Source organism: Agrobacterium sp. ST15.16.055 (assembly GCF_027956555.1).
GTDB classification, from domain to species: Bacteria; Pseudomonadota; Alphaproteobacteria; order Rhizobiales; family Rhizobiaceae; genus Agrobacterium; species Agrobacterium salinitolerans.
In genome coordinates, this window is the sequence record NZ_JAQKGN010000023.1 from 23,304 (window position 1) to 35,059 (window position 11,756).

The 11,756-nt window shown below is 56.5% G+C and carries 15 protein-coding genes; 3 read left to right on the forward strand and 12 right to left on the reverse strand.

Annotation, left to right across the window (positions count from 1 at the left end):
* Positions 1 to 7: 7 nt before the first annotated feature.
* Entirely contained in the window at positions 8 to 298 is a 291-nt protein-coding gene (locus tag PL599_RS22075) for a hypothetical protein (RefSeq protein ID WP_109858643.1), read from the forward strand.
* A 113-nt stretch (positions 299 to 411) separates the two neighbouring features.
* Here the strand turns inward: PL599_RS22075 and PL599_RS22080 are convergent, their stop codons facing one another.
* The 9 genes from PL599_RS22080 to PL599_RS22120 all read right to left on the reverse strand — a co-directional run bounded on the left by PL599_RS22080 (position 412) and on the right by PL599_RS22120 (position 6,704).
* The gene (locus tag PL599_RS22080; protein ID WP_109858644.1) at positions 412 to 729 is read right to left on the reverse strand and encodes a helix-turn-helix domain-containing protein; all 318 of its coding nucleotides are present in this window, start codon (positions 727 to 729) and stop codon (positions 412 to 414) included.
* Positions 707 to 1,096, reverse strand: a complete 390-nt coding sequence (locus tag PL599_RS22085) for a type II toxin-antitoxin system RelE/ParE family toxin (RefSeq protein WP_046802295.1) — start codon at positions 1,094 to 1,096, stop codon at positions 707 to 709. Before PL599_RS22085 ends, PL599_RS22080 begins: the two co-directional genes overlap by 23 nt.
* Before the next feature lie 50 nt (positions 1,097 to 1,146).
* Positions 1,147 to 1,473, reverse strand: coding sequence for a stability/partitioning determinant (locus PL599_RS22090; protein ID WP_109858645.1), 327 nt, complete (start codon positions 1,471 to 1,473; stop codon positions 1,147 to 1,149).
* Positions 1,470 to 2,141 (reverse strand): ParA family protein, encoded by a 672-nt coding sequence (locus PL599_RS22095; protein ID WP_109858646.1) that lies wholly within the window; start codon positions 2,139 to 2,141, stop codon positions 1,470 to 1,472. Before PL599_RS22095 ends, PL599_RS22090 begins: the two co-directional genes overlap by 4 nt.
* A gap of 279 nt (positions 2,142 to 2,420) precedes the next feature.
* Positions 2,421 to 3,131, reverse strand: a complete 711-nt coding sequence (locus PL599_RS22100; protein WP_109858647.1) for a replication protein A — start codon at positions 3,129 to 3,131, stop codon at positions 2,421 to 2,423.
* Between the two features lie 194 nt (positions 3,132 to 3,325).
* Entirely contained in the window at positions 3,326 to 3,568 is a 243-nt protein-coding gene (locus tag PL599_RS22105; protein WP_142843673.1) for a hypothetical protein, read from the reverse strand.
* 237 nt (positions 3,569 to 3,805) lie between these two features.
* Positions 3,806 to 5,869, reverse strand: coding sequence for a ParB/RepB/Spo0J family partition protein (locus PL599_RS22110; protein WP_244614307.1), 2,064 nt, complete (start codon positions 5,867 to 5,869; stop codon positions 3,806 to 3,808).
* Positions 5,870 to 5,925: 56 nt separating this feature from the next.
* Positions 5,926 to 6,501, reverse strand: coding sequence for a hypothetical protein (locus tag PL599_RS22115; protein ID WP_109858648.1), 576 nt, complete (start codon positions 6,499 to 6,501; stop codon positions 5,926 to 5,928).
* Positions 6,498 to 6,704 carry a hypothetical protein gene (locus tag PL599_RS22120; protein WP_109858649.1) on the reverse strand — a complete coding sequence of 69 codons (207 nt, stop codon included), beginning with the start codon at positions 6,702 to 6,704 and terminating at the stop codon, positions 6,498 to 6,500. The genes PL599_RS22115 and PL599_RS22120 overlap by 4 nt, the downstream gene beginning before the upstream one ends.
* A 459-nt stretch (positions 6,705 to 7,163) precedes the next feature.
* Here PL599_RS22120 and PL599_RS22125 point away from each other — a divergent pair, with 459 nt between their 5' ends.
* Both PL599_RS22125 and PL599_RS22130 read left to right on the forward strand, forming a co-directional pair.
* Positions 7,164 to 7,880: a hypothetical protein gene (locus tag PL599_RS22125; protein WP_109858650.1), complete on the forward strand. Its 717-nt coding sequence runs from the start codon at positions 7,164 to 7,166 to the stop codon at positions 7,878 to 7,880.
* A gap of 31 nt (positions 7,881 to 7,911) precedes the next feature.
* A complete protein-coding gene (locus PL599_RS22130) occupies positions 7,912 to 9,111 on the forward strand; it encodes an XRE family transcriptional regulator (RefSeq protein ID WP_142914246.1) in 1,200 nt (399 codons plus the stop codon).
* 238 nt (positions 9,112 to 9,349) lie between these two features.
* On the opposite strand, the gene PL599_RS22135 is transcribed toward PL599_RS22130, so the two are convergent.
* From PL599_RS22135 to PL599_RS22145, 3 genes are all read right to left on the reverse strand, one after another.
* Positions 9,350 to 9,790 carry a hypothetical protein gene (locus PL599_RS22135; protein WP_142914245.1) on the reverse strand — a complete coding sequence of 147 codons (441 nt, stop codon included), beginning with the start codon at positions 9,788 to 9,790 and terminating at the stop codon, positions 9,350 to 9,352.
* Between the two features lie 160 nt (positions 9,791 to 9,950).
* A complete protein-coding gene (locus PL599_RS22140) occupies positions 9,951 to 10,910 on the reverse strand; it encodes a tyrosine-type recombinase/integrase (RefSeq protein WP_142914244.1) in 960 nt (319 codons plus the stop codon).
* Positions 10,907 to 11,599: a hypothetical protein gene (locus PL599_RS22145; RefSeq protein WP_142914243.1), complete on the reverse strand. Its 693-nt coding sequence runs from the start codon at positions 11,597 to 11,599 to the stop codon at positions 10,907 to 10,909. The genes PL599_RS22140 and PL599_RS22145 overlap by 4 nt, the downstream gene beginning before the upstream one ends.
* Between the last annotated feature and the right edge of the window lie 157 nt (positions 11,600 to 11,756).

An 11,756-nucleotide genomic window follows, 5' to 3' on the forward strand; every position in this document is an offset into this window, starting at 1 on the left:
ACGTCAAGTGGCAGTGTCCATCTCGCCACATGAAAAGCTTGGTCGGATTGCCGATAGCTCGGTTCCAGACAGTGAGCGCGTGACCCGCCTCGCGCGGCTGAGCACCTGCATTGCAGACGCTGGAATCATCGCTGCACTTCAACAAGTGATCGCATCCCCTGCCCTGTTCGAACTCACTGATGCTGAGATTGCCTACAAGCTGCAAAACATCAAAAGAGCGACGTCGATCCCCGACGATGCCATTCAGACCTTGCACACCCTGGAAATCGCATTGGGGAGATTAACGCCCGAAGAATGAAAATCGTCCCGGCGCTGACACACCGGGGCATTGTCACTGGCGGCCCTCCGGCTCTCTACCGCCCAAATGAAAGAGCGTTCGCCTCCGGGCCGGACGCGACTATCGTCGCGCAATCAGGCGATCGCCTGTAATCCCTTGTTCCGTATAACAGTCAGCAAACGCAGAGCAGGACCGCTTGGCCTTTTAACGCCGCGTTCCCAATCTGACACCAGCCCCTTGCTAACGTTGAGATATCGGGCAAACACCGGCTGAGAAATGTTCTCGCGCTCACGGATAGTGCGAATTTCCTCCGGGGTCAGCGGCTCCACGGTTGTCAGGCACCCTTCATCAAATTCACGCATCGTCTGTTTGTCGATCGCGCCGGACTCGTAGAATCCCTCCATCATTTCATGGACGGCTGCCAGTGCCTCACTCTTGTAAGTCTTTGTCATCGCATTTCACCTCTAGCATTCGACCCGCATCGACTTCCGCTTTCATTTGCGCGTCTGTAAATCCCAAGACGAGTTTCGCGGCCTTTTTCATGTAAGCTTCATCCCCAGCATCGAGATTGGCCATATCACTCTTCGCAAACCCGAATGCAAAGACCGCTCTCGTTTGCGCTCGAAAGAAAACCAGTGTCCGGAATCCGCCAGACTTCCCAGCGCCGGGCCGAGCAACGCGCTGCTTAATAAGGCCAGCCCCTAGATCGGCATCAATCTGGCCGCGCTCGGCGCGCGCAACAGCCTCACAAAGCATCGCGTCAGAGATTTTCTCTTTCCGGGCAAACTTCTGAAACCAACCGTTTTTAAAAACTCTCACGAGATATCCTACACCTTAAATATAACACCAAGCGTTACACTTCAAGAGCGTCACTTCGCATCATTCCTAAGAGCAGCGACTGCGCGCTCGATGGTCTCAGCCAACGTGATCTCATGCTGATCCGCATAGTTGTAAATCGCCTCGATCGTCTCTGCCCGAAGGCGTGTAGCGAATTGTTCTGTACGTCCTGTTTTTCGACGTGTTCTGCGAGTGGCTCGAATGGGAGCTGCTGTTTCGGAAGCGGAAGCCTTGGGCGTTTCTCGGAAGCCTGCAGCTCTGGTGGCAGCCTTCACAGCATCACTGTCGACAGGCGGCGCTGGCGTATCGTTTAGATTTCCGAAGTCGAGGGTCGCTCGCTTCTTGTCTTCGCTACTCATGCACCCTCTCCTTTCAAAACGTTGATAACTGCCTGAGCAAATTCTCGACCATTTTCTTTGGCGCTCTCCAATCCCGACACATCGGATCGTTCCAGATCGTGAAGAATTCCGCCAAGAGAAAACAACGCCCGGTACGCGGCACGATCAATCAGAGTTGCAGGTAAAACTGGTATGGCCGCGTCGGAAAACTGCCGGTCGATATCTCGTGCGGTCCGCTCGCGAATAGCTGGCGGGACTCGCGTGAAGAAAACCCTGTAAGGAATCTCCCGATTGGCAACCTTCCGCATCTGGTGAACCAGCTTCACGGACTTAGCGGCCTCTGACGCGTCAAGAACAGAGCTTTGGAGCGGAATTAAAACGAGATCCGAACGGGCAATCGCAAAACCAATTCGGTCGGTGGCGGTTCCTTCCAGATCAACAATGACAAAATCGGCGTTTGCCCGGGCTTCCTCGATCGTATCGATGATGGTTTCGGCGGAATCGTCAATCATAAGCTGCAGTGTTTCCGGCGCCCCCTTCAGGCGGGCCCAGGCTTCAAGCGGGCGGTTGGGGTCGGCGTCGATCAGAACCACCTTGCGACCGGCGGCAGCGAATTCGCCGGCAAGTACGACAGCAGATGTTGTTTTCCCGACTCCGCCTTTGCTCGACACGAATGAAATGACTGGCATGAAGCATCTCCAAAACTGCTAATCAGCAGAAAGCTAGCAGATGTGTATTTACAAACAATTTACATGCAGCTTGCTATCTGCCAATAAAAAGCTAGCAGCTTACAAGCTGCTAAATTGTTTTGCCCCGCTTTTCTTCCCCACCTTTTCAAAAACCATAGGACATCTACAGCACGTGCGATGGTGCGTTTTTAGGATGCTGATGTTGCCGTGCCGACCCGCACGTAACGCGGGTCGGAACCGCCGCAGGGCCTCGTGAGAGGCCCGGACAGCGGCGTCCGCTTATTTTCGTCTATTAGTTATAGAACCAGATAGGGATTCAGTCTGTCTGGCGGACTCACGTAGATTGATTGCCTTTCCAAGGCGCGCTAGCGCCTGCCCCAAGGGGTTGTCGCCAACATCGAATAGTGTTCTCGAAACGATGTCGAGCGATGCCCGATGCGCCTCGATACCCGAGGCACGTTCCGCCTCGGCCTGAACATGATCGTCAGGAAGGGGAGGGGCCACGCCCCAACGTCCAAGAATCTGCCGCGCCCGATCGGGTAGGGACATTCGATAGGCGTTACTGGTTTGCTGGACCTGCGGGCCGCGTCCCTCGTTGCCTGTCGGCTGATAGCGCCGCAGCCAGTCGAGGAAACCATGGGCGCGCAAGTTCTTCAGCGCCCGCACGATCGCGTCACGTGATCGCCTGAGCTTCAGCATGAGCGTGTCGATCGACGGTTCCAACCGGCCGGTGCGGAAATCAACGAGATTGGCAAATAGCTCCAGCAACTCGATCGCCACGCCCCCCAAGGGGCCATTGCGAGCACCAGGTTGCCGGCCTGCCAGTTCATAGCGCCGCGCCGCCAGCACGATAGTACGCACGTCCTGCCGGTTTGTCCGCCGCCAGAATACGCCTTCGCATCGTCCGCGCGCACGACTCTGCCGCCGAACAGGTGTGCGTTCCCGTTCGGCCGGCGCTCCTGCGAGCACCGTCCCAATCTGTTCAAACATGGTCTTTTCCGCCTCCTTTTTCAGGCGGGCATGACTGTGGACAGCGGACAAAGATTCACCGTTCCTACAAAGGGTACCCCTTGCAGGTTCGTGAACGCTCGACTATGTTGGGACTAGAAATTGGAAGGCCCCAAAAGCCGACGTCGTAACTGACCGAAAACCCCTAGCCGTTACCAGCGGCGAGGGGTTTTTCGTTATGCCCTCATTTCATTTTCAACAAACGCCTTTAAAGCTAATTCAAACACTTGAGCCCGCGAAGCCAGCCCGCGTTCTGCCTTGATCTTATCAAGACAGTCCACCAGATCCGCAGGGAGATCGGTGTTGACATAGATACGCCCCGCTTCACGCAAACGCTGGCGATGGGCTGCCACTTTTTCTCTGACTGGTTTCGCTGTGCTCATCGTTACAAGAAACTGCGATTCGGACTGATTCTGCAAGGTGCAAATCTGCAGTGGCAGATTTTACGGGTAACTCTCGTTGCAAGCGAAGGGTGGGTGGAGAGATTGAGAGGCAGGGCGCGGGCGCCTCTCAACTGGTTTAGGGCGGGTCGATCCCGACCGGAACCAGCTCGGCGTCAAATGAATCTATTATGAAACAGATTATAAGCTGCTATCTTTTTATAAGCAAAACCCCGGCGCGAAAACGGCGCCGGGTGCGGCCAAGTCCGAACCATGTTATTCGTCGGCGCTCGTCAACGGCGCAGCTTCTTCGCCTTCCTGCGCGTCCTCGATGGGCGAGCGCAGCGGGCCGGGAAGCCATGTTTTTCCGGCAAGGGCTTTTTCCGCCAGCTCCACGGCTTCGGCCTTCGGAGCCTTGCCCGCCGCCTTGATGGCACTTTTCGCGCAACCTGCGTCTTCCATCACCTCGGCAATCTGCGCCTTGGACAACCGGGAGAGAAACGGCGCCTTCGGCTTCCAATGCTGATGCATGTCAAGTTTCAGGGCTGCGGCCAGTTGATCGGCATGGGTCAGCCGCTCGCGGTCATGATCGTGCTTGGCCTCGACTGCGTTGATATTGGCGGCGGTGACGACCGCCAGCAGTTCGAGAAGATCGTGCAATGGCTGTTCCAGTAGCCATTCCCAAAGATCGCCCGGATTGCCGGGGAGCTTGTATCCCCATGTTTCGTGGATGCGGGTCCATTCGTTAAGCGCATCGCAAGCGTCCGTTTCCTTGATCGAAGGGGCGAGGTCTTTCAACTGCCCGCCGATCTCGATGGCGGAGCCGATCCGCCAATAGCCGTTCCCGATCAGGAAGGTTTTCAGGACGAGCGGATAGAGCATGACGGCAAGCGCCAGTTCGGGCCGCTGAGTAAGTTCATTGCGCATGGCGGCGGTGCGGATCGCCGTCAGTTCCTTGATTAGCGCGGCGGAATAGGCCATGGGCTGTTCGTCGGCTTCGTCGCCGCCATGCTTTGCACCTGTAAAAACGGCAGGGATGGTTCCAGCGCTTACGCTTTCATCATCCTGACCGGCATCACCGTTTGCGGTGTCCGGATTGCGCAAGGCGCGCAGCGCGGCCAGATCGTCGGGCTGAACAAGCCCCTGCTCGATATGCATGGTGCCATCGTGGGCAATGGTGACGATGCAACCGGCCAGCGCCTTTTCCTCGGTGTCGTAGACCTTTCCCGCGCTCTTAATATCCTCGATGCGCTGTTCGATCCGGGCAAGCTCGGCCTCATCGGCATCAATGGCCGAATCGCTCTCGGCATAGTCCTCGATCCGGCACGCGATCTCATCGAACTGTTCGGCAAGGCTGGCAAGCTCGGTCTGCTCGGCTTCGGTCGAAACATGGCTGATAGGGAAGATACGGGCGAAACCGCCATTATGGATGGCCGATGTTCCAAGGCTGGTGTCCACCCATTTCCACCCCTTGATTTTCAGGGGTTCTGCTTTCTGTTCGAGCGCCTCTTTTGCCAACTTTGTCAGCAAGGCTCGATCCGTCAGGAAGGTGTTATCGGCCTCGGCAAACAGATCACGCGCGATCGTGCCGCCCGCCGCCTCGTAAGCCTCGGTCCCAACGAACAGGGCAAGTTTGTCAGTGCTACGGACATGATCGCGGGTCAGCACGGCACGAAGCGAATGAGGATCACGATTCCATGACTGTGTGTCGAACCATGCCCGATCTTGCGCGGCATGATCGTCGCTGATCGCCAACGCTCTGGCCTGATCGAGATGCATCCCATCCTCGCGCAAAACCCCCAGAATTTTAGGGGAGAGATTGGCGAGCTTGAGCCTCTGGCGCACGGTCACAACCGACTGGCCGAAACGGGCGGCGATGGTGTCCGCGATCATCCCCTCTTCGATCAGCTGACGATAGGCCATGATCTCATCGACGATATGCATGGCTTCGCGCTGCGTGTTCTCCGCAAGGGAAACCTCCGTGTCGTTGGCCTCGCCGCTGCGCAGATTGCAAGGAATGACAGCGCTTTTGTCGATCTTGCCCTGTGCGACGAGGTGGAGCAGGGCAGCAAAGCGCCGCGATCCCGCAACCACCTCGTATTTATTGCCCCTAGCGGTCTTCCTGATCGTCAGGTTCTGGATCAGGCCATGCGCCTCGATGCTGGCGGCAAGTTCCGGGATGGTCATGGCGGCATTGCGCTTGCGCACGTTTTTCGAACTGGCGACCAGCTTGGAAAGCGGAATCTGCTGCGTGTCATGCATGAGGGAGGTAACCGGGGCCGCTGCGGCGACCTCGATGGCGATGGTTTCGGCAGTTTCGGGCATGGTGATAACGTTCATGGGATAAGTCCTCATGTTGGTGTGATCGGAAAATATCAGTGGGGGAGGGGCGGCCGTCAGGCGTAGCCGGTCCAGTTGATCGGGCGACCGTCCCAAAGGAAGGCGGTTCGCACATTGTCGATGCGCACAGATTTGGAGCGCCCGTTAACGCGGCGGCGCAGGGGCTGGCCGGTGAAGGCGTCGAGATGGGGAACCACCTTGCCGGTCATCCACGGTTCATCACCCTTGTCGGCGGAGATCTGTCCGACCTCGCGGACCTCGACCATGTGCGCGCCGATGATGGCGGTCACCTGATAGAAATTGATGTTGGTCTGGTCGTAGCCCCATGAGGCATAAAGGACATGGCCGGTCTCGAAACCGTGCGGCTTCTTGCGCTCGTCACGCCGTTCCTGCTTCCATTCCGACCAGCGCCGCCGCCCCTCGAAATGTTCGCGGATTTTACGCTCGCGGGCTTCGGTGCTGGTAAAGCTATGGTGCCAGTCGGGCTTTGCAGCCTTGCCGTGGAAGGCCATGGCGGCGGGTCGCCCCTTATGGCTGGTGAAGATGTAGACAATGCCGTCGCTGGCCTTGTCGGCGATCTTCACGGAACCGCTCGGGATGTAGAATTCGCGTGAGGGGGCAAAGCGCATCATTCGGCGTCCTCCCACTCGTCGGCATAGAGGGCGGCCGAGCCGATCCCGGCGACGTGACGGGCGCATGTACCGCCGCAAATGCCGTCTTCGTAGGCCGGAAAATACCGGTCATAGGCGGCATCGAAATCCGGCAAGTCGCCGTTGAGCCGCGCCAGCTCCCCCGCGAAGCTGAAAAACCATTCCTCGAAAGTAGGTTCGCACATTCCCTTGTCCTTTCCTTTTTGGACTGCGAAGCAGGACCTCGTCCTGCTTCCCGGGGCCGCGCGAGCGGTGGGTTGGAGGGGGAAAATAGCCTTCGCGGGGAACCAGCTGCACGAACGCAGCGCAAGCGCAGTGGAGGAAGCTGGGCGGAAGGCTATTTTGGGGGCGAGAAGGGCAAGGCCCTCGGTTCCCCCACCAGGCAAACGAACTCGCGCAATCGCGCGTCATCTCCCGGCAAGGATGCCGGATGCACGAAGGATCGTCACCGCTCGTCGGCGGAAACCCGAACCGGGGTTTCGTGGAGCTGCGGCACAGCCGCGGCGGAATAGAGCCTGGTCACGGAGAGACGTGCCCATGAGTTTTCCGGTGATGATAGGTTGAGGATCATTATACCCACTTGCTCTTTACGCAATTTTTTAATATGTAAATCCTGTATTTTGCAATTCGACGCGGAGCGCACTGTGGAGCACTATATCAAAAGACGGTTCCCGCCGGCCTTGTTCAAGAATCTCTTCCTCGATCTGGAAGACCGGTTGAGCGCTTGCGCACTCAAGGCCTTTACGATGGTACGCGACCACGCAGGCCTCGACCCCAAGCCAAGCCGAGAACTGGAGGGGCATGCCCGCTTTCGCATGATGGAGAAGGCGTTTCGGGAAACCTGTGAACTTCACGGTGGCAAGCTGCTCGAAAACGGCATCATCCCACTAACCGATTTGAAGATCTTCCAGCCTTTCATGCGGTTTGAGGTAAACGGGCAGGGGATCATCTTCGGTCTTGCAGCCATGCCGGAGCCGAAAGCGCTGCCTGTGAAGAACGTGTCGCGCAAGGCTGGCGTAACGCTCAACTACTACCTCTCCCCGCGCCTCGACCTTGACGGAACAGGGCCCAAGATCGGCGACATTTTTGTGCTGTTCCTTGTCGCTCGTGACCGTGGGCGGGGCGGAAAGATCAGCGAATTCGCCATCGGTGTAATCGATGCGGCCTACGAGCAATATCTTTTCTACGAGCCGCTCGACGAATACCTTGAAGGTTATGCCGATGAGCCGGTAATCGCTCCGGTACCGTCTTCTGGTACTGGTGCGAAGAAACCGATCATCAGCTTGAAGAAGACGATCAAACCGTTTGTACCACCAGAGCAGCCTGATGGCGGCAATGACAACGACAGAGATACGAAGTGACCCGTGCTGATAAAGCCGGGGAAGGAAATGCATGCGTGTAGGAACTCCGGGGTTCGTCCCTGAAAGATTGATCGAGGCGAGAGCAGCACGAAGAATTCTAAGCAAGAAGGCATTGGCCACCCTGATCAGCGTCAACCCCAGCACCGTCACCCGCTGGGAGGACGGGACCAGCGCCCCTGATGCCGATGCCTTAGCCGAGTTGGCAGCTCACCTTCACGTTCGCAGAGAGTTTTTTCTTAGACCGGTCGCCAACAGCGACCGGCCTCTCTTTTACCGCACCTTGGCATCGACCTTGGTGAAAGATCTGAACTACCAGGAATCCCAGATGCACTGGCTGCAGGAAATCAGCAGCATCGTGGAGCATTATGTGGATTTCCCGGAGGTCGATATTCCGGACGTATTGCAGGGTGCGTCCTATAAGCAGCTCCGCGACGAGGACATCGAGCAGATTGCCTCTGACCTGCGCACCCATTGGAGCGTTGGTGATGGCCCGTGCATTGATATGATGCCGCTGCTCGAGCGCGTCGGATGCATTGTCGGCTCCATTGAGATGGGGACTTCAAAGCTGGATGGCCTGTGCAGCTGGGCTCAAGGAGGCAATCGGCCGCATATTTTGCTGTCGACGGACAAGATGTCGTTCCCGCGCCGGCAGATGGATGCCGCGCACGAACTCGGTCATGCGATCCTGCATCGCCACGTTACCGAGGAAGAGCTGAAAAAGGATCTCAAGGAGATCGAGCGCCAGGCGTTTCGATTTGCGAGCGCGTTCCTAATGCCCGCAACAACATATTCCTATGAGGTAAAGAGCGCGTCGCTTGCGTCTCTGCTGTCCCTGAAGGAGCGCTGGCGGGTTTCGGTAAAAGGGCAGATCCGGCGCCTTTCGGATCTGGATATCATTCCCGCAGACCATGCGACATCACTTTATAAGCTGTATTCGGCCAAGGGATGGAGCCGGGAAGAGCCTCTGGATAAGAACTGGCCGATCTCGGAGCCGACGGTTCTTGCCAACGCCCTGCAGCTGATCGTCGACTCTGCCGTGCGCAGCAAATCCGACCTCCTGAGCGTAGAGTTCACCATGAAGGCTGGCGACATAGAAAACCTTACCGCCTTGCCGCCAGGATGGTTCTCAAGAAATGCGGAAGTCATAGGGCTGAAGCTGCGTGAAACCGTGACAGATCGCACCACAGGTGAAGCATCAACGATTTTGCCGTTCCCATCGCGGAAGGGATAGGTTTGCGCCACATAAGGCACAATCATAGAGAATTGCCTGTCAGCGTGGGTGGCTATGAACTGTAGAAAGCACTAAAATGAAACTGCAAGATTTTCTCAGCCTTGAAGATGGCGGCTATATTTCCCCTGACCAGGCTGCCGCTCTAAATCGCGACTTATCAGCGAAGACATTATCCGACATTGCCCCCGACGATCGTCAAAATGTGCTGGATTATCTTTTGAGGGCAATGGAGGTAAATTCAGTCGATCATAATATTCGCGGAAAAATTGACGCTCTCATCAGCGACCTGCAGAGCTGAAATCCTGCCGGAAGGCGCCCCCTCGACGGCGGCGTCAATCCTTTGAAAGGCAGGCTTTATACCGATTTCCATGATATCAAGCAGACCGTAATCATTTGTGCGTTGCGCCTCGTCTTGGAACCAGGTTAGCCAGTCTATGACGCCTTTTTTGCCTTCCAATTTTTCACGCATGGCTTCTACTACCAGCTCAACGCATGCATTTGTAAGATTCGACTTGGCGTCTTCTATTTCTTTTTGCAACGAAGCCTTCTTCTTCCGCAGCGATTTCCCAGCATCGGGCGACAACGTTTTCAGAAGCTTTGAAAGCGCCTCAAAATAGAGCCCCGCGGCGTCAAACATAGAAAGAATAAGTTCCTGCGCCGATTGGCTCACATCCGGCATGCGATTATTATCACTGATCGATTTTGCCGAAATTGCTTCGGAGTCTCTATATTCGTGTACCTGTGACCTCAGCTCACGCCTATAGTTGTCGAGAAGGCGAAGCGTTGGTCTATTGTGATTTAACTTTGCCACCGTCCAAAACACTCCCCAAATGAGCGCCTCAAATCAATATCCGCTCGACTTCATCTAAGCTTACATCATCACTTCGGCGATCATAAAGCTGGGTCGTCCTGGTCGACGAGTGATTGGCCATGGCTGCGGCCTTTTCCAGCGTCCCTCCGTTTTTCAAATACGCGGTGATGCCGGTGGCGCGGAACGTATGGTTGCCGACCGCCGTGCCGATTCCGGCCGCAACGGCTCGGCGCTGGATCATCGCATGGGCACTCTGCTGGGGCAGGGGGGATGCTGATAGTTCGCCGGTCCCCCGGCCTATCGTCCGGAACAACGGAGTTTTGGGATGGTCGCGTAATCCGCCTACCTCGAGATACTCCTCGAGGTAGGCCTCGAGCGTGTGATGGCAGGGCATCTCGACGACTTTGCCGCCCTTTTCATGCAGCCGCACCCACAGGCGCCGTCCCTGGACATATACGTCCCGCACCTCCATGCCGGTCGCGGCGCCGACGCGGGCGAACGTGAAGGTCATAGTGGCTATAAAGGCCCGATCGCGCAGCCCGACGATTGTGTCAGTAGGGATGCTATCCAGCAACTGCCGCGCTTCTTCCGGCGACAACACCGGGGTCTTGCCCTTCTTGGTCGAATACGACGGTCCGCGCACCGCATGAGCGGGATTGGTCGGCATGATCTGGCCGGTCACCATCCAATCGAACAGATGGCGAATGGCGGCCAGCCGCTGCTTAACGGTCGGCACGGCATGGCTGCGCCCCAGCTCCTCGATCCAGGCGGCGACGTGCATCGGCTGGATCTGGGGGAGGGCGGACACACCGCGCGCTTCGCACCAGTGCAGGAAGTCAGCCGCCGATCGTGCGTAGGCTTTGCGCGTGTTAGGATTGCGAATGTTCGCGGTGAAGAATTCGAGAAAGCGCATTCTGGTGCGTTCATCGGACGGATGCACGAGTGCAGGAAGAGCAGCACTTGGGGCGGAGAGGGCAAGGGCGGTCATCGGGCGTTTGCCTCCTCCTCACGCTGCCACTGTGCGCATTCTGCTATCCAGCCTTGTAGTCCATCCAGGTAGTCTGCCAGCTTTTCGAGATGAATCGCAAAATCGCCTACATTTATCAGGGTTAGCTCCGGTTCGAGTGACCGTCGGTTAACATATGTACCCTTAGGGGCGTTTGGCTTTTTTTGACGAATCCTTGCATACCTGAACCTCTGACCATCCGGATCATGCCGATGAATCTGCTGAATATAGGAGCTGATACCTTCTAGATCCTCGGGAGGTAGTTCTCGTCCTTCAATCAAAATGCTTACAGGATTGAGGAGAGGCAGGACCAAATCCCAGACGATTTGAAGGTTGTGGGTAATCAGCTTCTTTTCATCGTCATTGGTGATGTTTCGGCCGAGCAGGAAGGAGCCGTCGCGGAAAATGTCTTTGAGCACCATTTCGATATGATGCCGATAAAGATAAACGATCGGGTAAATTAGCAGATCCTGATCCGAGCTTGTCGCACATACGTGTGTGGCGAGGTGTAAGGCAGCCTTCCTAAATCCGCTTTTGTAAGAGTGCCCATCTTCTCCCCAATGGGAGATACATGCGTTAGCAGACCAATATTCCTTATTGCCCCCAAAGAGAACGTCGCCAGCGACAGGCGGTGGAGACGATCCGAAAATTGATTTGACCTCATTCGACACGCCAAGCCCCCCTATATGTGATAAAGGACATTATCACATATAGACCACCTCGCAATAACTTGATGCCAAACCCGGAACACAGAAGATATCACTGAGTATGCAGATACAGATTGTCAGCCAACCGGGATGGCCAAAGCTATTGGGGAAGCGACTGTTA